We start from the raw sequence: 24,226 nt of genomic DNA, 5'->3' as shown, positions 1-24,226 counted from the left end.
AATTAGTATTAATTAAACTAGGTGTGCTGACGGATTGTGTTACGCACGAAATGAACTGAGGGATAGGATATGGTAGAAGCAAAAGTAGTCACAGCAGATGACGTCCATCGCACTGTTGCAACTTATATGAATCCAGAACATGTGGAGAAAGTGGATCGCGCGTATCAATTTGCAGCTGATTTGCATGAAGATCAGGTACGTCAATCCGGTGAACCGTACATTATGCATCCAATACAAGTAGCTGGAATTTTAGCTGATTTAAAAATGGATCCAGATACGGTTGTTTCCGGCTACTTGCATGATGTTATTGAAGATACAGATGCGACGCTGGATGATCTACGTGAGCATTTTGGTGATGACGTGGCAAACATTGTTGATGGTGTGTCAAAAATTTCTAAAATTAAGTACAAGTCATCGCGTGAACAACTTGCTGAGAATCACCGGAAGTTATTGCTAGCTATGTCTGATGATATTCGGGTCATTATTGTTAAACTTGCTGATCGCCTACATAACATGCGTACACTTGAGGCCTTACGCCCTGAAAAACAAAAGCGCATTGCTTCAGAAACGCTCGAAATCTATGCACCACTGGCCGATCGTTTGGGAATCATGACGATTAAGTGGGAGTTGGAAGACTTATCACTCCGCTATTTGGATCCAGATGCTTACCATGAAATTGCAAGTTCAATGAAAATGCGCCGTCGCGAGCGTTTGGAAGTTGTTGACGAAGCCGTCAATGAAATTGAAGGAACGATTAAGGACTTAGAGTTGGAAAATGTGGATGTCTACGGACGTCCAAAACACATTTATTCTATTTATCGTAAAATGGTTGATAAGAAGAAGGATTTTAAAGATATTTACGATCTATCAGCCATTCGGGTGATTGTTAACTCAATTCCAGACTGTTACGCTGTTCTTGGCGCGATTCATGCCCGTTGGACACCAATGCCGGGTCGGTTTAAAGATTATATTGCCTTACCTAAGGCAAATGGCTACCAATCATTACATACCACGGTCATTGGGCCAAGTGGTCGACCTCTTGAGGTTCAGATTCGTACCCATGAAATGCATGAAATTGCTGAATATGGTGTGGCGGCACATTGGGCTTACAAAGAAGGTAACTTTAACGGAGCAGATGTTGAAAATAATGATGAACAAAAGTTAAATGTCATTCAAGGCATTTTGGACTTGGAGGATGATGCTCGTGATGCTGATGACTTTATGGAATCAGTTAAGGGTGATCTTTTTTCAGATCGCGTTTATGCCTTTACACCAGAAGGGGATGTGATTGAATTAGCCCAGGGGTCTGGTCCGTTGGACATGGCCTATAGTATTCATACCAATATTGGGAATCACACAACTGGTGCGCGCGTGAATGAACGGATTGTGCCACTTGATTATCAAATTAAGACAGGCGATATTGTTGAAATTATTACATCGCCAACAGCTAAGCCCAACCGTGACTGGTTAAATATGGTCAAGACGCGCCGCGCTCGGAATAAGATTCGTCAATATTTCCGTAAGCAAGATCGTGACGATAATGTCACGGCAGGCCGCCAAATGCTCACAAATTTCTTAAAAGAAAATGGGTTTGATCCAGAAGAAATTATGACACCGGAGAATGAAGAAAATGCGGCCACAAAATCGCATTTCAATAGTCCCGATGACATGTTTGCTAGTATTGGGTTCGGTGACAGTAATCCACAAGGAATTGCGAATAAATTAACCGAAGACAAGCGGGCGCAAATGGAAGCAGAGCGTCAGGCTGCTGAACAAAAGGCGATTTTGGAAGAACACGAAACTATCGAAAAAGATGCGGTCAAACATGATAAAGATCGAAATAAACGTAAAGATCGCATTGTCATTGATGGCGTTGATAATATGTTGATTCGTTTTGGTCACTGTTGTACACCAGTACCAGGAGATAAAATTACTGGTTATGTGACCCGTGGCCGCGGTGTCTCAGTACATCGGGTCGATTGTCCAAATGTGGAAGCTGCTGAGCAACAAGGACAACGATTAATTGACGTGGCTTGGGAAAATGAAGATGGCTTTGCCAATGAAGAATTTGAAGCTAATTTGACGGTTCGTGGCTTAAATCGTGATAAATTGTTGAATGATGTGATGCGGACAGTAACGAACAACACCAAAACATTGACATCAATTAATGGACGCATTGAAAATAAAAATGAAGCTAAAATTGCTCTGACCGTGGGCGTACGGGATCTTAGCCAGTTAGAGCATATTATTGAAATGGTACGTAACGTTCCTGATATCTATGAAGTAAAGCGAGTCTTTAATTAATGAAAGTTGTATTACAACGTGTAAAATCAGCAGAAGTCCAGGTTGATGACGTCTCAGTTGGCCAAATTGCACAAGGCTATTTACTACTTGTGGGCATTCAAGATGCAGATACTGTGGCAGAAATTGATTATTTAGTTAGAAAAATCGTGAATTTAAGGGTTTTTGAAGATTCATCGAGAAAAATGAACTTAAACATTAAAGATGTCAGTGGGGCTATTTTATCCGTTTCACAATTTACGTTGTACGCACAAACCAAAAAGGGGAATCGGCCAAACTTTATGCATGCTGGAAAACCAGAATATGCAAAAGAAATGTATAATTTGTTTAATGACAAATTACGCGAGGCAGGTCTTTTGGTTGAATGTGGTATCTTCGGGGCAGATATGCAAGTCAATTTAATTAACGATGGACCGGTGACAATTATTTTTGATACCGATTCAAATTATTAAAATCTTGTATGTCATTTTGACACATGTTAATATTAAAAACATGTATTTGTAAAAATATTGAAACGATTAACTTAAACCGCATCTGATATACTAATACATGTAATTTTAAAGAAAGTAAGGGGAGTGAGAAGCATGTCAGAAAAATTGATCCAACTTCGCGTTGAAGATAACGTGAAAGATAAAGCAGATGAAATTTTTAAGGCGCAAGGGTTAACCACCCAAACCGCAATCAAGATTTTCTTGACTCAAGTTGCCAACACTGGTGAGTCACCATTTGATAACTTGTTTTCAGGTAAGTAATTGAATATTTATTCGGTTGAGCTAACGCTTCAAGATCGACTATTTGGGGGAATAGTCTGTCTTGAAGTGTTTTTTTTTAATTAGGAAATGGAGTGTTTATGGAAATTTTATATTTTGGTGTTTTAATTATTGCAGCCTTGGCTGGTGGTAAATTAGCTGAGAAGATGGGGCTATCAAATGTTGTGGGACAACTCTTAGCAGGTATCATCGTGGGTCCAGCAATGTTGAATTGGGTACCGAGCTTACACATGATTCATGTGATTGGTGAATATGGGGTATTGCTATTAATGCTTAATGCAGGACTTGAAACTGATGTTAAACAACTGAAGCAAAACATGAAAGCGGCAACGTATGCGGCTGTGCTAGGTGTCGTCCTACCTTTGGTAACTTTCCCCATTCTGGCGTTAATGTTTGGTATCCAACTGCAAACAGCGATTTTTTGGGGAATCGTATTTGCTGCAACTTCTGTATCAATCACCATTGCGGTATTAAATGAGCAAGGGAAGTTGGCCTCAACGGCTGGTTCAGTCATCCTAGGAGCAGCCGTGTTAGATGATGTCATGGCATTGTTGTTAGTTGCTGGATACGCCATGTTCATTGGGGGATCAGGGTTGGGGCCCGATTCAGTAATGCCACTTGTTGCTTTTGGATTAGGATTATTGATGCGTCGCTGGTCAGGATCAAGCCACTTTTTGGAGTTGAGTAATAGCATTGGTAAGTGGACCTTGTTCCCTATTTTCTTTGGCTCAATTGGATTAATGGTAAGCTTCGACAATTTCTGGAATGAAGCTGTGCTACTCGTAATCTTAACCATTGTTGCGGTAGCAACCAAGTATTATGGTGCCGGATGGGGAGCCCAATTGGCTGGGATTGGTAAAACCGATAGTCGCGCCATAGGTGCGGGAATGATATCTCGAGGAGAGATGGCCTTAGTAATTGCACAAATTGGTCTATCAACTAAAATTATTAATCACATGGAGTTTTCGAGTTTTGTTATCGTCATTATTTTATCAACAATCATTGCACCAATCATACTTCGTCCATTATTGGAGCAGGTGACGGACTAGTCAAAAAGAACATGACTTGGCAGATTTCTATAAAATGGGTATACTAAAAGAAAACAAAAATGAGGAAATAATGATAGATGAATCAGCCAATAATGAACGATGCATTAATTCATGCCTTGCAAGCAAATGATTTGGACCTAAATTCAGATAAATTTCGAAATATTTTAGCTGATGCAACATTGCTGGTGCGTGGACAGGAAGATGAGGAACAATACCAATTCGAACTTGTGGCACAGCCAGACATAGACCCTGACCGTTACTTGGTTGATACGTATACAAATTGGGCCCAGCTAACTGGTGATGAATCGGTGTTTACGATGCATTTTCAAGATTTAATTAATAGTATTCGCACGACAACTGACATTCAAGGTATTCTAATTAACCAAAGTGTTGTTTTACCACGCGAGTTTTTCTTTTCGGAAGGTCGTACAATGTTAGCGTCTCTAACGGAAGATGATGCTGAAATTGAAGCCGATTTGATTCCATGGTTGAGCCAGGTGGCTAATCAGGCGTACTTGGGTAAGCTTATTCAAAACGATGGCACCGAGTTACTTATGGTCATTGATGCTTTCAATGCTGAAAATGTTGCAACAATCAATCAATATTGGACTGACTATCGCAAGAAACATTCTGAAGCGCCTAATTTGCGCGTTGTCACTGAAGATAGTGATGAAGGTCAATTTATAATGGAAAATTTCAGCCCAATTTTTAAACAAACCAAATAAAAAACGCAGATGTCATCGACATTTGCGTTTTTTTGTTTATTTAGGTTCAACTTCGTAACGGGCCTCACGCAATTCCTTACGTTGGGCCTTGGTAGGCGCATATAAGAATGTGAAGTAGGCTGCACGCCAGTCATCGAATGAAGCGGCTAATTCAGCAATATCATCAGGAATATCGGCACGTGGAATGCGATCAATATCAGGGTGGGTGGCGACGTAGCTTTCCATCCAATCGTTAATCTTTTCATGACCTGCATTCTCAGCTTCAACATTGAACCAGTTTGTTGGTTCGTATTGAATCTTTTCATCAGGGATTTCAAAGAGTTCCATAGTACCGTGGACCTTGAATGGACGAATCAATTTAACATCAGGATTGAATTTCCAAATATAGTGTCCATCTTCGGTTGGTTCAACATCTTCTAATTGAACAACCGCACCAGCCATATTTGAAGGTAGACCAGCTTCCTTTAAAGCGTATGATGTAATTAATAAATCACCACGTAAATCTGTATCAAAATCATAGATAACACCAGTTTTAGCACCGACGAGAATATCGATTAAAACTTGTGGTTCCATTCCAACTGCTTGCATGTTTATTTTCCAACTTTCATTAGTTATTTAATTCCATTCTAGCAAAAACAGGCCAAATTGCCTATAAAAATAATAATCTCAAGCATATCAGGCGCAATTATGCGAGACATCTGTTAAACTAGAGTATTAGATGAAAATAACATGTATAAAACGTAATTTGAAATAGGAGAAACAATGGCACATAAAGTTGGCGAAATTGTTCAGGCAAAGATTACTGACGAAAATAGCACACACTACTTTGCCCAAATTGATGGGGTAACCTATGAATTGAATAAAGCAGAATTTGACGTTCCATTTGCATTTGGTGATACAGTCACTGGGTTTGCATATGAAAACAATCAACATGAATTAGCAATTACTGAAAAAATCCCAGAGGTGCGTCTGGGTCACTTTGCCTTTGGCACGGTTACTGATATTCGACGCGACCTAGGTGTCTTTGTTGATATTGGATTACCTGATAAAGACGTTGTGGTGTCGTTGGATGAATTGCCAACGATTAAGGAACTTTGGCCACAACGTGGGGATCGTCTTTTATTGACGCTCCGTGTTGATAAAAAAGAACGACTATGGGGAGAACTTGCGCCAGCTGAAGTTTATCAAGCTTTGCAAGTTCCTGCTAAAAAGACAATGCAAAACAAAAACGTTAAGGCAACTGTTTACCGCCTAAAGATGGTTGGGACGTATGTTTTGACGGACGATTATCATATCGGATTTATCCATCCAGATGAACGTTATCGCGAACCACGCTTGGGCGAACATCTTGATGCTCGCGTCATTGGTGTTCGGGATGATGGCGTTTTGAATTTATCATTGCGTCCACGAGCATATGAATCAATTGGGGATGATGCTGAAATGATTTTGAAATTATTACAAGCGTCAGCCACGAATTCTTTGCCTTACAACGATAAGTCAGATCCAAAAGCAATTAAAAAATATTTTAATATGTCAAAGGGTCAATTCAAGCGCGCTTTGGGAAATCTTTACAAGCAACGATTGATTACGCAAGATGATCAAGGTGTTTATTTGGTTGAACAAGAGGAAAAATAAATGGCAACACAAAATGAGGTGGGCGTTTACACAGATCAGCTAGCAGATTATTTACACTACGTGACTGTGGAACGGGGCCTATCGACAAATACGCGGACGTCATACCGCCAAGATTTGGTACAGTTCTTTCATTTTCTAATGCATGAACGCAACAGTATGCCATTGCAAGATGTCGATCGGTTCACCATCTTAGATTTTTTGAAATCACTTGAAACGTCAGGAAAATCGCGTAATTCAGTGATTCATATGGTGTCGTCGCTACGTAAGTTCTTCCAGTATGCCTATAATAATCAATGGGTGACCAAAAATCCAATGGATCAAGTTGACCCACCCAAGAAGGCGCAGCATTTACCTGCCGTGTTGTCAGTCGCTGAAGTTGATGCACTGCTAGCTGTTCCGGATACAAATACACCACTAGGATTGCGGAATCGTACCATGTTGGAAGTGATGTATGCCACAGGGTTGCGCGTCAGTGAATTAGTCAATTTAAAATTAGATGATTTACATTTAGAAATTGGATTGATTCAAACGATTGGAAAAGGAGACAAAGAGCGCATTATTCCGATTGGGGATGTTGCTGCACACTGGTTGCAACGCTATCTAACAGATGGCCGTCCTTTTTTGGGCAAACAACAGACCGCTGATGTCATCTTCTTAAACGATCATGGTCGTCAGTTAACCCGGCAAGGGGTTTGGAAACTGATTAAACAGATGGTGCAACAGGCTGGAATTACTAAAGATGTCTCACCCCATACGCTGAGACATTCATTTGCAACACATATTCTGGAAAATGGCGCTGATTTGCGTATTGTGCAAGAATTGTTGGGACATGCTGATATCTCAACCACGCAAATTTATACCCACATTTCTGATAAACGTCTGACAGAGGTATATGATAAAAGTCATCCGCGGGCGTAATAGCAATGTTTTAAAAGGAGGTAAACATGTTAATAACTGTTCGTGAGGATCAATTAAAAATTGCGATGGGGTTACTCTCTTATTTACCTGAGTATAAAAACATTGCGACAACCCAACGAGAAATTGATTGGTATCAAAATAATCCAAATCGCAGCTTGTTGTTGTGGCAAGATCCTGAATCAAGACATTTTGTCGCCATGGTTGGGATTGAATACATGTACCATGCGGTCGTTATTCGACAATTAGTTTATGGCGTTGAAGTACCACCTACAGATCGTTTAAAGGTGCGTCAAGAAATGCTAGATGCCCTTGATCGACAAAATCAAGATTTGGTCTTGATGGGGACGGTACGGATTCAACATGTTGTTAATGATTGGCGAGAGGCTAAGCAAGATGACTGATCAAATTACCTATCATTTAGAAGACTTTGATGGGCCTTTGGATTTGTTGCTGCATTTAATTCGCGTTAATGAGATGGATATTTTTGATATTCAAATTACCGAAATTACACAACAATATCTAGATTTTATTCACCAAGCTGAAGATCGCAACTTAGATGTTGCTGGTGATTTTTTAGTCATGGCGGCTAATCTGATGGCGATTAAATCTAAAGATTTGATTCCAGTTATGGTTGACGAACAAGATGATAGTTTGGCTGAATATGTTGATGAGCCAGATCCTAAAGCTGAGTTGATGCAACAACTGCTTGATTACCAGCAATACCAAAATGCAGCGACACAACTGCGCGTTTTGGAAGAAGATCGGCAACAACAATTTTCACGCGCCCCTGAAACAACTGATCCACTGGCAGATGCCGATGCTTTTATTCCAACACCAGTGGGTGTGCAGGTAGACGCATTGCAACAAGCTTTTAATAAATTGTTAGCACGTCGTCAAATTCAAGTTGATCGTGCTAAAACACGTTCATTAGCACCGGCTCGACCATCAATTGAAGTTAAAATTGAAGCCATTAAAGCTCGATTTGCACATCAATCCGTCTTGCGTTTTGATGATCTTTTTGAGGGGCAGACATCCAAGTCGGATGTGATTGTAACATTTTTGGGTGTCTTAGAATTGGTGCGATACCAGCAACTTTATGTGACACAGCAGGATAATTTTGATCAGATTATCCTAAAAAATCAACTAACAGGTGAACAGAACGATGAATGATTTGGATGCACAAATTGAAGCCTTATTATTTGTATCGGGGGATGAAGGCGTTAAACTGGCTGAACTCACGGCAGCAACAGAGGCTAAAGCAGATCAGGTTATGGAGACACTCCAACGATTGCAAACGAAATATGCGACAGATGCGGGATCAGGTTTAATGTTGGTCAAACATGGGCAGCAGTATCAACTTGTTACGAAAACTGAACTGGCTCCAGTTATCCATCAGTATTTCACAGCGCCAATTACGTCTAATCTATCGCAATCGGCACTCGAAGTATTGGCAATTGTTGCTTATCAACAACCAGTCACACGGATTGATGTTGATGAAATTCGTGGGGTAAAGTCGAGTGCGATGCTACAAAAATTAGTATTGCGTAATTTAATTAGTGTCCAAGGTCGGGCTGATGAAGCGGGACGACCTAACTTATATGGCACCACTGAATACTTCTTAGATTATTTTGGACTTGATGCGCTAACAGATTTACCTGAATTGGGGACGGCCCAAACGCTTGAGCATCTACAAGCAAGTGATCAAAATGATGCGGAAGTACCGTTATTTAAAGAAACCGAGTCAGCTTTTACAAGTGACTTATTAGATGAAAGTGAGACAAACTAAATATGGCAGAACGCTTACAAAAGGTAATGGCCCAAGCTGGGGTAGCATCACGTCGTGCCTCTGAAAAATTAATTACAGAAGGTCAAGTGACAGTAAACGGTAAACGCGTTACTGAGTTAGGTACCAAGGTTGAACCAAACGATAAAATTGAAGTGAATGGGACACCTGTTGAAGGAAATGAAAAAAAGGTTTATTTCCTATTGAACAAGCCACGCGAAGTCGTGACCACCGCATCTGATGACAAAGACCGTGCAACGGTCTTAGATATCTTAAAAGATGTACCACAACGGATTTACCCAGTGGGACGCTTAGACTACGACACGACTGGTGTTTTATTGCTTACAAACGATGGCGATTTGGCCAATCAATTGATGCATCCTTCATACAAAATTGATAAGGTATATGTCGCCAAGGTAAAAGGGATTCCAACCAACGACGAATTGAAGGCCTTGCGTTTAGGTGTAACTGTACACACAATTGAAAACAAACGTCATCGCACTTTCCATGCGGCACCAGCAAAGGCTGAAATTATTGGTGTTGATAAGGCTAAGAACACAGCTATGGTCCAATTGACCATCCATGAAGGACGCTATCACCAAGTTAAAGAAATGATGAAGGCGGTGGGACACCCTGTCTTGAAATTGACCCGTGAACGATATGGGATGCTTGATGTGGATAATATGGCTCCTGGCGAATACCGTGAGCTATCTTACGATGAAGTACAAAACTTGAAAAACGGAAAACAATACCGTCGTTCATCAGGACGACTATAAAAGTTAAAAAAAACACTTTATTTGAAATGAAATATATATTATTATATTTCACGGACCTAAATAAGGTGTTTTTTAATAAAATAAGAGGAAGAGCGGAGAATCATGACATTTTATACGATTGATTACATTAAAAGTCAGGATAATATGACTAATATTATCCATTGGACTGTTTTAGGTATTTTAGTTTTTGCTGGGCTTGTACTAGCCTTTATGTATTTCAAACATCAACAAAAAGGACGTTACCGTGATTTAGCAATTTTGGTTTTGTTAGTTGGACTATTTACGATTGGTTTGCAATTGCAAAATATGAATGGTATCAAGCAAGTTGATGCTAAAAAATCTCAATTGGTCGATATTTTAAATGATGTTGCCAAGAAGGAAAATGTTCCAGTTGATCAAATTGCGGTTGATGGTAAGACAAGTCAGTCACAAATGTTGATTAAGGCTGGGAAAAAAGATCAATATTTAGATTTGACTTTTAATCCAGATATGACGTCATATACGGTAGCCCCAACCGAGATTGCGGTACCAAAGGACCAAATTACAGTAAAGACAGGTGATAAATAATGGGTGATTATTCAGATATTATTGTTAAATTAGCCGTTGGAATTGTGGCCTTAATTATTCAAATTAACATCTTGGGTAAGGGAAATTTGGCCCCGATCTCTGCAATGGACCAAGTGCAAAACTATGCCTTGGGTGGCATTATTGGAGGTGTGATTTATAATAAAGATATTTCAACCCTCCAATTTATTATGGTTTTGATTATTTGGACTTTCTTAGTTTTGCTTTTAAAGGTTGCTAAAGAATATAGCTATACAATCCGTACCATCATTGATGGACGCCCAATCGTTGTGATTCGTCGCGGTGAAATTCAAATGGATACAGTGATGCGCATTGGACTTTCAGCAAATGAATTAATGTTTAAGTTGCGATCAAGTGGCTTTGATGAAATTCAACAAGTTAAGTTGGCAACTTTGGAACAGAATGGTCAGTTGACAATCAACAAATATGGCGAAGAAGATACAAAGTATCCAATCATCCAAGATGGACAAATCAATGTCGGCCTATTGGATGTCGTAGATGTTGACGAAGAATGGGTTGAAAAGCAAGTTGAAGCCCAATACCCAGATAAGACTGTTGATGATGTGTACCTAGGTGAATTGATTCATGGTGAGGTTAATCTTTATTTGTTCCCAGAGGCCGGATCAGAAAAAGAAAATAAGCAAGCGCAAGCAAAGTAAGTTCAAGCTTGCTTATTGACAAATAATAAGGAAAACTCTATTCTAGAGTTAATATGAATAATATCTTCAGGGCAGGGTGAAATTCCCGACCGGTGGTGAGCATTGCTTCTCAATGTAAGTCCGCGACTCAAACTGCATGGTGCATTTGATTGATATGGTGAAATTCCATAACCGACAGTACAGTCTGGTATATAGAAGATTTTAAAGTCAAGACAGTAAGAGTCTTCTTTAGGTTGCCCTGAAACCTAGAGAAGACTTTTTTCGTCTCACGAGGAGAAAACAATGCATCGAACACAACGATTAAGCGTGATTGCGCTACTAGCAGCTTTATCATTTATTTTAATGTTAATTAGCCAATTTCCAATTATTCCAGGGGCGACCTTTTTGAAAATGGATTTTTCATTTATTCCAATTTTCTTTGGTGCCATTCTATTAGATTTACGTGCGGGTTATTTGGTCCTACTGTTACGGTCAATTTTAAAAGTTCTACTCGACGGTGCAGGCGTCAATGATTACATTGGATTACCCATGAATATTATTGGTTTAGGCGTGCTTTTGTTAGGATTGTATTGGGGCATGCAAGCTGGTAAAAACTGGCAATGGCGTGCGCTTCTAAAGGGTGGTATTGCTGGAACATTAGGCTTAACGATTACAATGCTGTTGTTAAACGTTGTTTATGCCATGCCACTGTATGCGCGTTTTGCCAACTTTGATATTGCCAAAACAATTGGAACCAAGGTATATTTAACATATATGGTCTTGCCCTTTAATTTAATTGAAGGAAGCATACTCACACTGTTATCTGGCTTCATTTTGATGGGCTTCAAGAATGTCTTTATTCGGTTGAAGCGCCAAATGTAGGTAGATGGAAAGGAGGCTGTTGTGAAACCAGAATTTTATTTGACTTTATTTTCAAAACAACAACCTCGGCGGAGCCATGTCATATTTGCCTTATTAAAACAACAAACAACGGGATCTGCTGAATATTGGGGGTTACGTTATCAATTATTAGATTGGTTTGGTTTACTGCCACAATTACGAAAAAATGAATATGAACAAGCTTTGCAGCAGTTGCAACAAAACAAAGATCTGGAACAAATTGAACCAGGTCTTTATTTATTGACCGAAAAGGGTGATAAAGTGCGGATGCAATATGCCCAGCAACATTATCTCCCACAACAGAATGCAGCGCGGATTCAATATCAAACCGGAGCGTTTATGCCATTATTCTTACAAGCTAATCAAGTTGTTTCAGAATGGTCATACCATAACCGCCAATACTATCCCATGCAAGCAAGTTTAAAGCAAAGACAAAGCCTTAAACAATGGTTTAAAAATCAAGATAAAACACAACTTGTACCACACTGGTTTAACACGTTGAAAGCTTTTTTGACGACATTGCCAGAAGCGACAGCGAATAGTTTAGCGGCGAGCTGGGTTGGGCATGAAACTGCGGGCTTAAATTATGATCAGATGGATTTACCGAAGACTTGGACTGAATTTGATTTCTATCTTTGGCAATTAGAGCAATACACAGCGCTGTTAATCTATCTGGAACAACATACAACTATTGAAGACCCAATTGTTCAATTATACGCAATAGTTGGTAAACGCATGCAGTTTCCAACTAGTTTACAAACGAGCTTTGATGCAGCAAAAAATGGTCAGACATTGGTAGATATTGCTCATACGCGTCAGTTAAAATTAGGGACAGTACAGGAACATTTGTTGACGGCAGCGATTTGGCTACCCCTGGATCAATTTCCTTATGAGCAATATCTGACTAAAGACTTAAAAGGAACATTTGCGCAAAAACTCACGGATCCAGATATTGATGCTTGGCGTTTTAAAACAGTTCGAGAAACGGCAGATATCCAAGAATTCTTTAACTTTAGGTTATACGCGATTTGGCAAACAAAGCGGGAGCAGGGTCATGCTTAATCAAACAGATATTCAAGCAACATTAAAACAACATTTTGGGTTTGAGTCATTTCGACCAGGTCAGTTAGAGATTATTGAGGCGTTACTTAGAGGAGATGCCGCTTTGGGAATGTTACCGACTGGTGGTGGGAAGAGTTTAATTTATCAAATGATGGGGTATCTACGACCCGGTACAGTGGTAATCGTGACGCCGCTATTATCGTTGATGCAAGATCAGGTAGCCCGTTTTAATTATTTAGGTGAAAAATCGGTCGTTGCGCTCAATTCGACGATGGATGCACAAGAGAAATTCACCATTTTAGGCCATTTGAATCGATATCGGTTTGTCTTTATTTCACCTGAGATGCTAAACCAAGCCAATGTCCTACAAGCGTTTCAACGTATTCAAATCAATACATTTGTAATTGATGAAGCGCATACGTTGTTAAGTTGGGGCCCGGATTTCCGACCTGATTACCTTGATTTACCACGCGTGCATCATTTGCTAGGTGCGCCGAGTTTACTACTGCTGACAGCAACGGCGACACCAGCTATGCAGGAAGACTTAAAAGGGCGGTTTGACCTTGGGACGGCGCAGTGGTTCACTTACACGGAATCTAGCGATCGCCCAAACATTTATTTACATACCGAAGAATTAACCAACCAGGACGATAAACGGCAACGGCTCCAGTTTTTGGTGCATCAAATTCCAGGAGCTGGAATTGTCTATGTTTCTAGTCGCAAAATGGCGAATAGTTTGGCTGAATTTTTACGTCAAGAAACCGGCAAGCGTGTAGCTGCCTATCATGGTGGCTTAGATAACGTGGCGCGTTATCGTCTACAACAACAATTTATGGAGAATCAGTTAGATGTGATTGTCGCAACTTCGGCTTTTGGTATGGGAATTGATAAAGACGATATTCGATTTGTTATTCACTATCATTTGAGCCAAGACTTGGCTAATTATATGCAAGAAATTGGTCGTGCCGGTCGCGACGGTCAAAATGCGGTGGCTATCTTACTGTATATTAAGGGTGATGAACGTATTCAACAACATTTGATTGATGCGTCATTACCAACAGATGCCATGATTGAGGGTTACTATGCAAAAGTGTTAACGCAACGTGATATTGGTGAGGAGCGCGCGCGCTTACTAGATTACTATGGACAACAAAAATTATCTGTACCAGCAATTCAACAGCTTTTTGCAGAGCGACGTGTCGTCCGCGAGGCTGATTTAAATCAGATGGTTAAGTATGCTCAGTCTCGCTCAGCACTCAGACCGAAGCTACTGGGGTATTTTGGCGAAAAAACATCGAGTGATTTCGAGTCCATTGGCATGGCTAACTGGACGTTGACCGCAGTCGGATTACCAGCAGCACCAAAAGAACAACCCCATGTAAATCAAACAGATTGGTCGACAATTTTAACAAAACTCTTTAAATTAAGTTAAGAAAGTTCAATGCTGATAGCACTACCTATTTTTTTGGTGTATGCTATGGCATAGTAAATTCGAGATTAGGAGGCCTATCATGACCGATCAAGATAAAAAACCGGAGCCATGGGAGGAAACTTTTAAAGAAGACCAACCCGACCAGTATTCAAGAACTGAACATCGTCGTAAGTCACAACGTGTGAATTGGACAATTGGGGTTTTAGTGGTGATTGTGGTGGTCTTATCATTTGTGCCAATATATGAATATTTGCAAACATTAAATAAGCCAACCAATGCAGAACAGACATGGTCATCTGCGTCAACATCTAAGACAAAAGTCACTGACAACGCTAAGTCAGAGTCATTGGCAAAGAAACGCTCATCAGAGAGTCGTGCCAAGTCAGAATCAAGTGTTAAGGCTGCTGAAGCTTCAAGTAAGGCAGCCGTAGCGCAATCTAAGGCGGCTGAAAGTTCAAGCAAGGCAGCACAAGCGCAGGCTGAAAAGGCAGCTAGTGAGAGAGCAGCCCGTGAAAAGACTGCAGCTGCACAGAGCTCTAAGAAACCTGATGACGGTAACAAACAATATGCTACCGTGGCAGCTGGACAAGGGGCTTACCGTGTTGCAACGAATGCCGGTATTTCACAAGCTAAATTACAAGAATTAAATCCAGGCGTGAACCTAGCCAATGTATCAGCTGGACAACAATTAAGAGTTAAGTAAAAAAGATTACCGCTTCGGTAATCTTTTTTTGTTTGAACAATTCACTTTCCTTACAGAATAGCGTAAAATAATAGGGTAAATAAATTAATAAAGGATGTAATGATGAAGTCAATGCAGATTGCGATTGATGGACCAGCTTCAGCTGGGAAGTCAACGATTGCTAAAATTTTAGCAAATGATTTAGATTATGTGTATGTTGACACTGGTGCCATGTACCGTGTTGTCACATTGGCCGCATTGCAAGCTGGCATCGATCCGAACGATGAACAAGCTGTTACCGACCTATTGCCAAATGTAAAAATCACATTTAAGCCAGGGACGCCAACGCAACACGTGTACTTAAATGGGCAAGAAGTGACAGAAGCAATTCGATCAGACGAGGTCGCACGCAACGTTTCTGCTGTTGCATCTTATGCCGCTGTTCGATCAACTATGACAGAACTGCAACGCGAAATTGCAAGTAACGCTGGAGTCGTCATGGACGGACGTGACATTGGAACAACGGTGTTGCCACATGCAGATGTCAAAATTTTCTTAATTGCGTCAGTTCAAGAACGAGCTGAACGTCGCTATAAGGAAAATCAGGCTAAGGGAATTGATACAGACACGACCTTAGCTGAATTAACACAAGCAATTGAGCAACGTGACTATTTAGATTCACATCGTGAAATTTCGCCATTAAAAAAGGCTGATGACGCAGTGGAGTTAGATACAACTGGACTTTCGATTGATGAAGTTGTTGATCGGGCGAAGGCCATCATCGCTGATAAGGCATAATTTATTTGAATCATAAAAAAACCACGATTAATGCTAGCAATACAGACAAGGATACTGTATAATAATCGCTAGAGTCGTGTGACCAGGAGGATATATTGTAATGAACGAAGAGAACAATGAGCTATTGGCAGCTCTTGATAGTGTAGCCGAAGTTAAAGTTGGCGATGTAGTCAAGGGTGAAGTCTTAGCAATTGATGATAACCGTCAAGTGATTGTAGGTATTGAAGGTGCCGGTGTTGAGGGTGTTATCCCAATGCGCGAACTTTCTTCAGACCGTGATGCTGACGTTAACGATCTTGTTAAGGTTGGAGATGTATTGGATTTGGTAGTTGTATCAACTATCGGTTCTGACAAAGAAGGTGGATCATACCTATTGTCAAAGCGTCGCCTTGAAGCTCGTCGTGCTTGGGAGGAAGTCGCAAGCAAGTATAACGAGGGTGATATTGTTGAAGCACCTGTAACACAAGTTGTTAAGGGTGGATTGGTTGTTGATGTTGACGGTGTACGTGGATTCGTACCTGCTTCAATGATCGAAAACCGCTTTGTGCAAGATTTGAACCAATACAAGGGACAAACTATTCGCGCAAAGATTATCGAAATCGACCCAGCAGAAAGCCGCTTGATTTTGTCACGTCGTGACGTTTTGAACGCCGAACGTGAAGAAGCATTGAAGCATGTCTTTGATGAATTGTCAGTTGGTGATGTTGTTGAAGGTAAGGTTGCTCGTATGACTAACTTTGGTGCCTTCATCGACCTTGGTGGTGTAGATGGATTAGTTCACGTATCTGAAATCTCACACGATCGCGTTTCACAACCATCAGACGTATTGTCAGTTGGTGAACCTGTGAAGGTAAAGGTTTTGGGCTTGGATCCAGAACGTGAGCGTATCTCATTGTCAATCAAGGCCACTGAAGCTGGTCCTTGGGATGATATTGAAGAAAAAGCTCCAGTTGGTTCAGTTCTTGAAGGAACTGTTAAGCGTGTTGTTGACTTTGGTGCCTTTGTGGAAGTATTCCCAGGCGTTGAAGGACTTGTTCACGTTTCACAAATTTCACACAAGCACGTTAACAACCCAACTGATGTTTTGAAGGCTGGAGACAAGGTACAAGTTAAGGTTTTGGATGTAAATCCAGAAAAGCAACGCTTGTCATTGTCAATCAAGGCTTTGGAAGAAGCGCCTGAAGGTGAAGAAGAATCAAACAATGCCTCATCATCTGCTAACAACAGCAACAATGGTGGTGGTAACTCTGATCGTCCTCGTCGTCAAGCACGTCGTCCACGTCAAGATCGTGCACCAAAGAATTACTCAACTTCAGAAGAAGAAGGTAATGCAACTTTGGGTGATGCATTCGGTGATATCTTCAAGGATTTTAACTAATTTTTGATGAATAACTAAATTTAAGCGTGTGTTGGGTTAATCCTGACGCACGCTTAATTTTATTTAGCGACAAAATGCCTAAAGTATAGTAACATTACAAGTAATAGCTAAGTTTCAAGGAGGTAGCAGAAATGGCACTACCAGTAGTAGCGATTGTGGGACGTCCCAATGTTGGGAAGTCGACAATCTTTAACGAAATGGCCGGGGATCGAATCTCAATTGTTGAAGATACCCCTGGTGTAACGCGTGATCGTATTTATACACGCGCAGAATGGTTAACCCGAGAATTCCGCTTGATTGATACTGGTGGAATTGAAATGGGCGATGAACCGTTCATGACGCAAATTGTGCAACAAGCAGAAATTGCCATCGATGAAGCTGATGTCATTGTTTTCATGGTCTCAGCTAAAGAGGGACTGACAGAAGCCGATGAGCGTGTAGCAAAGATTTTATATCGGACAGATAAGCCAGTTATTTTAGCCGTGAACAAGGTTGATAACCCTGAAAAGCGTTCTGAAATTTATGATTTTTATGCCCTTGGCTTTGGCGATCCATACCCAATTTCAGGGACACACCGTACAGGTGTTGGTGATCTACTTGATAAAGTTGTGAGCGAATTCCCAGAAGTTGATGCAGAGGAAGAAGATGATTCAATCCGTTTCTCATTGATTGGACGTCCGAATGTCGGAAAGTCTTCCATCGTGAATGCATTATTGGGTGAAGACCGCGTAATTGTTTCTGACATTGCTGGAACAACTCGTGATGCTGTTGATACAAAGTTCACTGATGCTGAAGGTGACGAATTTGTCATGGTTGACACGGCTGGAATCCGTAAGCGTGGTAAAGTCTATGAAAATACTGAAAAGTATTCTGTCATGCGTGCTATGCGAGCGATTGATGATTCTAACGTCGTTTTGATGGTCTTGAATGCTGAAGAAGGTATTCGAGATCAAGATAAGCACGTTGCCGGGTATGCGCATGAAGCTGGACGAGCTATCATTATTGTTGTGAACAAGTGGGATACGATTGAAAAAGATACGTATACCATGAAGGATTTCGAACAAACCATTCGTGATGAGTTCCAATATCTATCATATGCACCAATTGTGTTTGTTTCAGCTAAGACGAAACAACGCTTGAACAAGTTGCCTGAAATGATTAAGCAAGTTGATGCAAATCACAAGCGTCGTATTCAGTCAGCAACGTTGAATGAAGTGATTATGGATGCCTTGGCAACTAATCCTACACCAACGGTTAATGGTAAGCGTTTGCGTGTTTACTACGCAACACAAGTTGCAATTCAACCACCAACATTTGTTGTGTTTGTCAATGACCCTGAGTTGATGCATTTCTCATATGAACGGTTCCTAGAGAACCAGATCCGTAAGGCGTTTGACTTTACTGGAACGCCAATTCATTTGATTAAGCGGGCTCGAAAGTAATTTTGTCGGTAAAAACTTGACAAACGGCTAGCAAAATAGGTCGTGAATTGTTTATAAATGTTTAAAAAGGCTGATATATCAGCGTTTTCAGTGAAAAAATGTTGTTTATCACATGGAGTTATGATATTCTAAATAGCGAAATGGTGATATGGATAACATATAACTAATTTTAACTATATTGTAAATGATTATGCAGGAGGATATTTCGCATGGCTAACAAGCAAGAATTGGTAAACGATGTTGCAACAGCAACTGGTTTGACAAAGAAGGACGCAACTGCTGCAGTTGACGCCGTTTTCTCATCAATCCAAGATACTTTGGCAAAGGGTGAAAAGGTTCAATTGATTGGATTTGGTAACTTCGAAGTTCGTTCACGTGCAGCTCGTAAGGGTCGCAACCCACAAACTAAGGAAGAAATTGAAATTCCAGCATCAAAGATCCCTGCATTCAAGCCTGGTAAGGCTTTGAAGGATGCCGTTAAGTAATTAAATCGCACGCATACTGCGGTTTAACGCTTAATTTGGGGCTTTTGGGAACACCTCGGTGTTCCGGTCCTTTTATAAATGAAAAGAGCTAACTTAATTTGAGTTAGCTCTTTTTTTATAAATAAATATGTTTTGTAGCTAAGTTGTCGAGACATTCTTGATAGTACGCATCATCATGTTCGGGATAAATGGGGTGGGTGAGTGGTACTGCTGGAAGTTCAACATATGCCGGTGTGTGTGTACCACGATATAGTGGATCAAGCCATGCTAAATCGGGTTTAAAATAGCGACGTTGCATTTCTACTATGACTTTTTGATGGTATTGCACTAATTTATAAGGTGAGTGATTAAATACATAATCGACAGTACGATGTTTTTTACCCCAGCCACCACCACGAAGTGCACAGCATTCACGATGTTGGCCCAGGAGTTGTTGACGTGGTAATTTTGAAATCAGTTTCTCATGCCATAGTCGCATAGTGTAGCCCCTTTCTTATGTTATGCCTAGTGGTAGACATAGAGAGATATTGTATAATGTGTGTCTCTTGTAATTTCATTTTAAACTAGTTTGATTAGTTTATTATAGCTGAATTTACTGTGATTGAAACCAGGATGTTAGCATGAAAAAAAAGTCTTTTTCCGTAGATGTGTGTGTGAAATTGCAATTGCCCGTTTTTGACTCAAAATGGGTGGTAAATTAATAGTGTTGAAAAATCTAATCATTCAACAGGCGGCATTCAGAAAAATCTGAATGCCTTTTTTATTCCAAAAATTCGGGGCCCCGTTTTATACGGAAGGATATTTGGAGAGAAAAAATGATATTATATGCAAACACAACGGCTTATGCTAACCCAAACGGATCAATTGCTACTGGAATTTATACGCAGGCAGAACTAGAGCAACTGGCTGCCATTACCCATGGAAGTCAGTACAGTGGTAATACTGACTTAGATCGTGTTGCAACTGAGCACACATATAGAAATGGCTATGGCAACTACATGAACCTTGTTGGTCCTGATGGTGTTTTGAAATTATATAACGATTCAAAGTTTTTACCAAAGGAGGCTGAAACAGCGGTAGCAGGTTTTTGGAATAATTTGGCGGGAACTGAGATCGTTCGATTTGTCGATCTAATTGAAACAAGTGATGAAACCATCCACGATGTTTATGGTGAAGTTGGCGCGCTGGCTGCACAAACATACAATGGTAATGGATTAATTTTTTATCCAGATACTTGGCAAACAACCCATCTTACTTGGCAACAAAAGGAAAATTGGCATGTGACTGCGTTACTCCATGAAATTGGGCACGCGTTGGGAGTGTCACATTTAGGTGGTGGCGCTGATGGTTCAAATGCTGGAACAAGCGGTCATTTTGGTAGCGAAATTATGGGGCCATGGGATGTCCGTGACAACCTAAATGGTGCCATCAGTACAAAAATTGATGCAGCGGCTTTGGCTATGGCTGCCTTAACATGGCGTAAGCCACGTAAAGTTGCTACATGGGTGCTACAAAATGATGCGGACAAATATCAAGCACGTTACGATAATCGTCAAATCTATGCGAACATGCCGTTTGTTTCCGAACCAGATGATGGTTGGGGCATTCTATATGAGAATTTTATGATTCAATCAAAAGTGGTCACGTATCGAACAATTAACAAAGATTATAAGCTTTATCAATTTGAAGAACGGCAACTTGATGGAAAGTCACTTGTGAAAGCTAAGTTGGTCGGAAGTACTGCGGATAGCAAACATCATTTGCTCGGCAAGGTGGTTCAAATCATGGCGGTATATCCAACAGATGTTGAAGGTCAACGCGTGGTTCGGTTCAAGCAAGATGGTGAGGAACTAACGGTTCTGGAAGCAGCTTTGGATAAAGCGGTATAATTTGTCTGAAAGTGATAGTAACGATTAAGCTCGTTAACATTAACCGAGGTAATCTCTTTCGAATATCACATATGGATACGAGTTATGGTTAAACTTTATTGAAATAAGGCCAAATAAGTTATAAAAGGAACTGAATACCAACTTAATGTTGTCGATATTTTGCAATCTTGGTCATGATTTCACTGCTATTTAGAGCAATAACAGCAAATAAAATAAAGTTTTGTATTTTTTTTGCTAAACTACGTCTTTCTCATGACAGATGATAAAGCTGGACTGAAAGGGATTTGACTAACCTTACGTGTGTAAAAAGGTGTTTCATGACAAGAATTGTCATAAATCGTTATATTTCTGATATAAACATGGTGATATTCCACGGTATAGTATTCCTTGTCGTTAAGGCGACCTACAAAAAATAAATTAAACATTAAATGCTAGTATTATCGAGGAGATTAATTCAATGAATATCAAACAAACAATTCTTATGACAACTGCCGCCGCTGCTGGTCTTTTGGGAGCTACTGGAATCGCTTCTGCTGATCAAATTACGATTAAGTCAGGCGATACACTTGCTGCAATCGCCCAAGCTAACAACACAACAGTTGATCACTTGGCTGCTTTGAATAACATTACTAATGTTGACATGATTTTTGCTGGTGAAACACTTGAAACTGAAGGTCAAGCGACGACTGTTGCTGCTCCAGTCCAACAAGCTGCTGCTCCTGTTGCTCAAGCAACACCTGCTCAACAAGCACCAGTCCAACAAGCTGCTGCTCCTGTTGCTCAAGCAACAACTGTTCAACAAGCACCAGTCCAACAGGCCGCACCTAAGCAAGCTACACCTGCTGTACAAGCAGCTCCAGCACAACAAACCGCTGCTCCAGCTGCCTCAGGTTCAACTTATGCACAATTCATTGCTAATGGTGGAACTGATGCAATGTGGCACACAATCGTTCGCCCAGAATCAGGCGGAAACCCTAATGCTGTTTCACCAAATGGTTACCGTGGATTAGGTCAAACTAAGGAAGGTTGGGGAACTGGTTCAGTTGCACAACAAACACAAGGTATGGTTAATTACGCAACCTCACGTTATGGTTCGGTTTCAAATGCCGTTTCATTCCGTCAAGCTAATGGTTGGTGGTAAGATTTAAATTAATGAAAAGCGGCGTCTCTCAATTTTTGAGAGACGCCGCTTTTTTGTATAAAAGCTCAAACGATCTGCTAATTAAGCTTTTCCGTTTGAACGATATTTAATGACCAACAAAGTTGCCACAATCAGAGCTAAAATCAACAAAACCCAGTATGCACCGGTCATTGAAATTAGTCGGGTATCCTTAAAGAGATTACCTAACCACATGACAATGCCTTGGAAAATAAGCACAAGGAATGTCAAAGCACCCGTAACCGTAGCTACCGTTTACATTAGGGTATAGTTGGTAAAGATAGTGACGATAATCGCCACTACCGAAATTACAAGTAACGCTAGTACTAACCAACCAACAAAATCGGAAAGACGAAACATGTCCTTAGTCGTGAATGATAGATTATCACGTACGCTGTTCTTTAAGTCTAATGTAGATTGCATTGGACGGAAAAGTAGCACAATCATAATCAATTCAAGGACTGCTGAAATTGATAGAGTCTTATTTTGCATAACTTTATCTAACATATCCATACTCCTGCAGCTTTTTACGTGATTCAGGATTGCACGTATTTGCATCAAAATTATATCTAAAATATAGCTATATTGAGTGTAACGTGTTTCCTTGTATAGTCAATGGAGTAAGATGTAAAACATGAAAAATTTGATGACAATCTGTAGCGGTGTCACAGGCAAGCTCAAAATTAAATAGTGTAACCAGGCATAATGAACAGAAAAGTGAGTAAATGTGTGTCATCCTGTCACATGCAACATAAATTTAATTAAAATAATGGGAAAATTTTTCATAATATATTACAGCGCTAAAAGCGCTGTCTGAACGTGTTAATGCGGATAAGCGTATGAGAGTGTGTACAACTATTGCAATAGTTGTAATATAACCTTAAGTTTATTGATACACATTGCGACTGGGTTAGCGTTATAGTAGTCATTGTTGATGAACAACATATATAAATTAAATTTAAAAATTAAAAAAGAATGTTTCAAAGGAGAATTTCGATTATGAATATCAAAAAAGCGATGATTTTAACGGGGGCAACTGCTGCCGGTCTAGTTGGTGCTTCAACTGCTGCTTCAGCTGATCAAATTACAATTAAGAGTGGTGATACTCTAGCCGGAATTGCTCAAGAACATGGAACAACTACTGAAAATCTTGCAGCGATTAATGCAATCACTGATCCTAACTTGATTTTTGCTGGTGAAACCATTGAAACTGAAGGCGAAGTTGCACCTGTTCAACAAGCCCCAGTACAAGCAGCTGCTCCTGTAGCACAACCAGCCGCACAAGCCGCCACTCCAGTTGCACCTGTTCAAACTCCTGCAACACCAGCTCCAGCTTCAGCACCTGCTGGTTCTGGTTCAACGTATGACGAATTTATTGCCAACGGTGGAACTGCTGCAATGTGGCATACAATTGTTCGCCCAGAATCAGGTGGAAACCCTAACGCTGTTTCACCAAATGGTTACCGTGGATTAGGTCAAACTAAGGAAGGTTGGGGAACTGGTACAGTTGCACAACAAACGCAAGGTATGGTTAACTATGCAACTTCACGATACGGTTCTGTAGAAAACGCTATTTCATTCCGTCAATCAAACGGTTGGTGGTAAGATTTATATTAAAAAAAGCATCAGTTTATAAACTGATGCTTTTTTTGTTGAGAAAGTAAATGTTCGAAATTTGGTCACGCATAATTCCAATGATAAAAGTAAATGGTCATTGCAGTCAGAAGTAGCACAAGGACAATCATTAAAACTATTTCATACCGATTATGATCGTGGAGACTGGCCATCATGCGTGGGAGGCATAATAATATTAAACAAA

Annotated in this window: 28 protein-coding genes and 1 riboswitch; of the genes, 24 read left to right on the top strand and 4 right to left on the bottom strand. The window is 40.3% G+C overall.

Annotation, left to right across the window (positions count from 1 at the left end; genetic code table 11):
• Positions 1 to 69 precede the first annotated feature (69 nt).
• The 5 genes from IE337_RS05290 to IE337_RS05270 all read left to right on the top strand — a co-directional run bounded on the left by IE337_RS05290 (position 70) and on the right by IE337_RS05270 (position 4,845).
• Positions 70 to 2,304 (top strand): RelA/SpoT family protein, encoded by a 2,235-nt coding sequence (locus IE337_RS05290; protein WP_191136070.1) that lies wholly within the window; start codon positions 70 to 72, stop codon positions 2,302 to 2,304.
• A complete protein-coding gene (gene dtd, locus IE337_RS05285) occupies positions 2,304 to 2,753 on the top strand; it encodes a D-aminoacyl-tRNA deacylase (RefSeq protein ID WP_057744153.1) in 450 nt (149 codons plus the stop codon). Before IE337_RS05290 ends, dtd begins: the two co-directional genes overlap by 1 nt.
• A gap of 132 nt (positions 2,754 to 2,885) precedes the next feature.
• Entirely contained in the window at positions 2,886 to 3,053 is a 168-nt protein-coding gene (locus IE337_RS05280; RefSeq protein WP_057744150.1) for a type II toxin-antitoxin system RelB/DinJ family antitoxin, read from the top strand.
• A gap of 98 nt (positions 3,054 to 3,151) precedes the next feature.
• Positions 3,152 to 4,120, top strand: a complete 969-nt coding sequence (locus IE337_RS05275; RefSeq protein WP_191136069.1) for a cation:proton antiporter — start codon at positions 3,152 to 3,154, stop codon at positions 4,118 to 4,120.
• Positions 4,121 to 4,197: 77 nt separating this feature from the next.
• Entirely contained in the window at positions 4,198 to 4,845 is a 648-nt protein-coding gene (locus IE337_RS05270; RefSeq protein WP_191136068.1) for a hypothetical protein, read from the top strand.
• 36 nt (positions 4,846 to 4,881) lie between these two features.
• Here IE337_RS05270 and IE337_RS05265 read toward each other — a convergent pair whose 3' ends face one another.
• Complete coding sequence (locus IE337_RS05265; RefSeq protein ID WP_072153006.1) at positions 4,882 to 5,433, bottom strand: hypothetical protein; 552 nt, start codon at positions 5,431 to 5,433, stop codon at positions 4,882 to 4,884.
• A 174-nt stretch (positions 5,434 to 5,607) separates the two neighbouring features.
• Here IE337_RS05265 and IE337_RS05260 point away from each other — a divergent pair, with 174 nt between their 5' ends.
• The 16 genes from IE337_RS05260 to IE337_RS05185 all read left to right on the top strand — a co-directional run bounded on the left by IE337_RS05260 (position 5,608) and on the right by IE337_RS05185 (position 19,359).
• Positions 5,608 to 6,480 carry a CvfB family protein gene (locus tag IE337_RS05260; protein WP_072153007.1) on the top strand — a complete coding sequence of 291 codons (873 nt, stop codon included), beginning with the start codon at positions 5,608 to 5,610 and terminating at the stop codon, positions 6,478 to 6,480.
• Entirely contained in the window at positions 6,481 to 7,398 is a 918-nt protein-coding gene (gene xerD / locus IE337_RS05255; RefSeq protein WP_191136067.1) for a site-specific tyrosine recombinase XerD, read from the top strand.
• Positions 7,399 to 7,424: 26 nt separating this feature from the next.
• Complete coding sequence (locus tag IE337_RS05250; protein ID WP_057744132.1) at positions 7,425 to 7,799, top strand: hypothetical protein; 375 nt, start codon at positions 7,425 to 7,427, stop codon at positions 7,797 to 7,799.
• Positions 7,792 to 8,568 (top strand): segregation and condensation protein A, encoded by a 777-nt coding sequence (locus IE337_RS05245; protein WP_191136066.1) that lies wholly within the window; start codon positions 7,792 to 7,794, stop codon positions 8,566 to 8,568. The genes IE337_RS05250 and IE337_RS05245 overlap by 8 nt, the downstream gene beginning before the upstream one ends.
• Positions 8,561 to 9,184: an SMC-Scp complex subunit ScpB gene (gene scpB, locus IE337_RS05240; protein WP_191136065.1), complete on the top strand. Its 624-nt coding sequence runs from the start codon at positions 8,561 to 8,563 to the stop codon at positions 9,182 to 9,184. The genes IE337_RS05245 and scpB overlap by 8 nt, the downstream gene beginning before the upstream one ends.
• Positions 9,185 to 9,186: 2 nt before the next feature.
• On the top strand, positions 9,187 to 9,957 hold the full coding sequence (locus IE337_RS05235) for a pseudouridine synthase (protein WP_057744123.1): 771 nt from the start codon (positions 9,187 to 9,189) through the stop codon (positions 9,955 to 9,957).
• A 102-nt stretch (positions 9,958 to 10,059) separates the two neighbouring features.
• Positions 10,060 to 10,524, top strand: coding sequence for a DUF3290 family protein (locus IE337_RS05230; RefSeq protein ID WP_191136064.1), 465 nt, complete (start codon positions 10,060 to 10,062; stop codon positions 10,522 to 10,524).
• Positions 10,524 to 11,201, top strand: a complete 678-nt coding sequence (locus IE337_RS05225) for a DUF421 domain-containing protein (protein WP_057744118.1) — start codon at positions 10,524 to 10,526, stop codon at positions 11,199 to 11,201. The genes IE337_RS05230 and IE337_RS05225 overlap by 1 nt, the downstream gene beginning before the upstream one ends.
• A 58-nt stretch (positions 11,202 to 11,259) precedes the next feature.
• Positions 11,260 to 11,405, top strand: a riboswitch (FMN riboswitch).
• A gap of 78 nt (positions 11,406 to 11,483) precedes the next feature.
• Positions 11,484 to 12,062 (top strand): ECF transporter S component, encoded by a 579-nt coding sequence (locus IE337_RS05220; protein WP_191136063.1) that lies wholly within the window; start codon positions 11,484 to 11,486, stop codon positions 12,060 to 12,062.
• Between the two features lie 21 nt (positions 12,063 to 12,083).
• A complete protein-coding gene (locus tag IE337_RS05215) occupies positions 12,084 to 13,142 on the top strand; it encodes a helix-turn-helix domain-containing protein (RefSeq protein WP_191136062.1) in 1,059 nt (352 codons plus the stop codon).
• Positions 13,135 to 14,574 (top strand): RecQ family ATP-dependent DNA helicase, encoded by a 1,440-nt coding sequence (locus IE337_RS05210; protein WP_191136061.1) that lies wholly within the window; start codon positions 13,135 to 13,137, stop codon positions 14,572 to 14,574. The genes IE337_RS05215 and IE337_RS05210 overlap by 8 nt, the downstream gene beginning before the upstream one ends.
• Positions 14,575 to 14,653: 79 nt before the next feature.
• Positions 14,654 to 15,277 (top strand): LysM peptidoglycan-binding domain-containing protein, encoded by a 624-nt coding sequence (locus tag IE337_RS05205; RefSeq protein WP_191136060.1) that lies wholly within the window; start codon positions 14,654 to 14,656, stop codon positions 15,275 to 15,277.
• Between the two features lie 99 nt (positions 15,278 to 15,376).
• Positions 15,377 to 16,054, top strand: a complete 678-nt coding sequence (cmk, locus tag IE337_RS05200) for a (d)CMP kinase (protein WP_057744104.1) — start codon at positions 15,377 to 15,379, stop codon at positions 16,052 to 16,054.
• A gap of 100 nt (positions 16,055 to 16,154) precedes the next feature.
• Entirely contained in the window at positions 16,155 to 17,432 is a 1,278-nt protein-coding gene (gene rpsA / locus IE337_RS05195; RefSeq protein WP_191136059.1) for a 30S ribosomal protein S1, read from the top strand.
• A gap of 131 nt (positions 17,433 to 17,563) precedes the next feature.
• On the top strand, positions 17,564 to 18,874 hold the full coding sequence (gene der / locus IE337_RS05190) for a ribosome biogenesis GTPase Der (protein ID WP_057744098.1): 1,311 nt from the start codon (positions 17,564 to 17,566) through the stop codon (positions 18,872 to 18,874).
• Positions 18,875 to 19,083: 209 nt separating this feature from the next.
• Positions 19,084 to 19,359, top strand: coding sequence for an HU family DNA-binding protein (locus tag IE337_RS05185; protein ID WP_057744095.1), 276 nt, complete (start codon positions 19,084 to 19,086; stop codon positions 19,357 to 19,359).
• Between the two features lie 115 nt (positions 19,360 to 19,474).
• On the opposite strand, the gene IE337_RS05180 is transcribed toward IE337_RS05185, so the two are convergent.
• Positions 19,475 to 19,837: a TIGR02328 family protein gene (locus tag IE337_RS05180; protein WP_191136058.1), complete on the bottom strand. Its 363-nt coding sequence runs from the start codon at positions 19,835 to 19,837 to the stop codon at positions 19,475 to 19,477.
• 337 nt (positions 19,838 to 20,174) lie between these two features.
• Between IE337_RS05180 and IE337_RS05175 the strand changes: the two genes are divergently transcribed.
• Both IE337_RS05175 and IE337_RS05170 read left to right on the top strand, forming a co-directional pair.
• Positions 20,175 to 21,248: a zinc metalloprotease gene (locus IE337_RS05175; protein ID WP_191136057.1), complete on the top strand. Its 1,074-nt coding sequence runs from the start codon at positions 20,175 to 20,177 to the stop codon at positions 21,246 to 21,248.
• 457 nt (positions 21,249 to 21,705) lie between these two features.
• A complete protein-coding gene (locus IE337_RS05170) occupies positions 21,706 to 22,389 on the top strand; it encodes a LysM peptidoglycan-binding domain-containing protein (protein WP_191136056.1) in 684 nt (227 codons plus the stop codon).
• A gap of 81 nt (positions 22,390 to 22,470) precedes the next feature.
• Here the strand turns inward: IE337_RS05170 and IE337_RS07920 are convergent, their stop codons facing one another.
• Together IE337_RS07920 and IE337_RS05165 are read right to left on the bottom strand one after the other, a co-directional pair.
• Positions 22,471 to 22,602: a hypothetical protein gene (locus IE337_RS07920; protein ID WP_279287825.1), complete on the bottom strand. Its 132-nt coding sequence runs from the start codon at positions 22,600 to 22,602 to the stop codon at positions 22,471 to 22,473.
• Between the two features lie 60 nt (positions 22,603 to 22,662).
• Positions 22,663 to 22,914, bottom strand: a complete 252-nt coding sequence (locus tag IE337_RS05165) for a hypothetical protein (protein ID WP_191136055.1) — start codon at positions 22,912 to 22,914, stop codon at positions 22,663 to 22,665.
• A 492-nt stretch (positions 22,915 to 23,406) separates the two neighbouring features.
• Here IE337_RS05165 and IE337_RS05160 point away from each other — a divergent pair, with 492 nt between their 5' ends.
• On the top strand, positions 23,407 to 24,012 hold the full coding sequence (locus IE337_RS05160; RefSeq protein ID WP_191136054.1) for a LysM peptidoglycan-binding domain-containing protein: 606 nt from the start codon (positions 23,407 to 23,409) through the stop codon (positions 24,010 to 24,012).
• Positions 24,013 to 24,226 lie beyond the last annotated feature (214 nt).

This window comes from Weissella viridescens, from assembly GCF_014789145.1.
GTDB lineage: Bacteria > Bacillota > Bacilli > Lactobacillales > Lactobacillaceae > Weissella > Weissella viridescens.
This window is presented reverse-complemented; position numbering and strand designations above follow the sequence as displayed.

Excerpts from the sequence above, each read along its gene's own strand:
- IE337_RS05245 (WP_191136066.1), top strand. The coding sequence starts at position 7,792 with ATGACTGATCAAATTACCTATCATTTAGAAGACTTTGATGGGCCTTTG.
- IE337_RS05265 (WP_072153006.1), bottom strand. The coding sequence starts at position 5,433 with ATGCAAGCAGTTGGAATGGAACCACAAGTTTTAATCGATATTCTCGTC.
- scpB (WP_191136065.1), top strand. The coding sequence starts at position 8,561 with ATGAATGATTTGGATGCACAAATTGAAGCCTTATTATTTGTATCGGGG.
- IE337_RS05165 (WP_191136055.1), bottom strand. The coding sequence starts at position 22,914 with ATGTTAGATAAAGTTATGCAAAATAAGACTCTATCAATTTCAGCAGTC.
- IE337_RS07920 (WP_279287825.1), bottom strand. The coding sequence starts at position 22,602 with ATGTGGTTAGGTAATCTCTTTAAGGATACCCGACTAATTTCAATGACC.
- IE337_RS05260 (WP_072153007.1), top strand. The coding sequence starts at position 5,608 with ATGGCACATAAAGTTGGCGAAATTGTTCAGGCAAAGATTACTGACGAA.
- IE337_RS05275 (WP_191136069.1), top strand. The coding sequence starts at position 3,152 with ATGGAAATTTTATATTTTGGTGTTTTAATTATTGCAGCCTTGGCTGGT.
- IE337_RS05180 (WP_191136058.1), bottom strand. The coding sequence starts at position 19,837 with ATGCGACTATGGCATGAGAAACTGATTTCAAAATTACCACGTCAACAA.
- IE337_RS05225 (WP_057744118.1), top strand. The coding sequence starts at position 10,524 with ATGGGTGATTATTCAGATATTATTGTTAAATTAGCCGTTGGAATTGTG.
- IE337_RS05175 (WP_191136057.1), top strand. The coding sequence starts at position 20,175 with ATGATATTATATGCAAACACAACGGCTTATGCTAACCCAAACGGATCA.
- IE337_RS05160 (WP_191136054.1), top strand. The coding sequence starts at position 23,407 with ATGAATATCAAAAAAGCGATGATTTTAACGGGGGCAACTGCTGCCGGT.
- cmk (WP_057744104.1), top strand. The coding sequence starts at position 15,377 with ATGATGAAGTCAATGCAGATTGCGATTGATGGACCAGCTTCAGCTGGG.
- der (WP_057744098.1), top strand. The coding sequence starts at position 17,564 with ATGGCACTACCAGTAGTAGCGATTGTGGGACGTCCCAATGTTGGGAAG.
- IE337_RS05220 (WP_191136063.1), top strand. The coding sequence starts at position 11,484 with ATGCATCGAACACAACGATTAAGCGTGATTGCGCTACTAGCAGCTTTA.
- IE337_RS05280 (WP_057744150.1), top strand. The coding sequence starts at position 2,886 with ATGTCAGAAAAATTGATCCAACTTCGCGTTGAAGATAACGTGAAAGAT.
- IE337_RS05230 (WP_191136064.1), top strand. The coding sequence starts at position 10,060 with ATGACATTTTATACGATTGATTACATTAAAAGTCAGGATAATATGACT.
- IE337_RS05170 (WP_191136056.1), top strand. The coding sequence starts at position 21,706 with ATGAATATCAAACAAACAATTCTTATGACAACTGCCGCCGCTGCTGGT.
- IE337_RS05270 (WP_191136068.1), top strand. The coding sequence starts at position 4,198 with ATGAATCAGCCAATAATGAACGATGCATTAATTCATGCCTTGCAAGCA.
- xerD (WP_191136067.1), top strand. The coding sequence starts at position 6,481 with ATGGCAACACAAAATGAGGTGGGCGTTTACACAGATCAGCTAGCAGAT.
- IE337_RS05210 (WP_191136061.1), top strand. The coding sequence starts at position 13,135 with ATGCTTAATCAAACAGATATTCAAGCAACATTAAAACAACATTTTGGG.
- IE337_RS05250 (WP_057744132.1), top strand. The coding sequence starts at position 7,425 with ATGTTAATAACTGTTCGTGAGGATCAATTAAAAATTGCGATGGGGTTA.
- IE337_RS05290 (WP_191136070.1), top strand. The coding sequence starts at position 70 with ATGGTAGAAGCAAAAGTAGTCACAGCAGATGACGTCCATCGCACTGTT.
- rpsA (WP_191136059.1), top strand. The coding sequence starts at position 16,155 with ATGAACGAAGAGAACAATGAGCTATTGGCAGCTCTTGATAGTGTAGCC.
- IE337_RS05185 (WP_057744095.1), top strand. The coding sequence starts at position 19,084 with ATGGCTAACAAGCAAGAATTGGTAAACGATGTTGCAACAGCAACTGGT.
- IE337_RS05205 (WP_191136060.1), top strand. The coding sequence starts at position 14,654 with ATGACCGATCAAGATAAAAAACCGGAGCCATGGGAGGAAACTTTTAAA.
- dtd (WP_057744153.1), top strand. The coding sequence starts at position 2,304 with ATGAAAGTTGTATTACAACGTGTAAAATCAGCAGAAGTCCAGGTTGAT.
- IE337_RS05235 (WP_057744123.1), top strand. The coding sequence starts at position 9,187 with ATGGCAGAACGCTTACAAAAGGTAATGGCCCAAGCTGGGGTAGCATCA.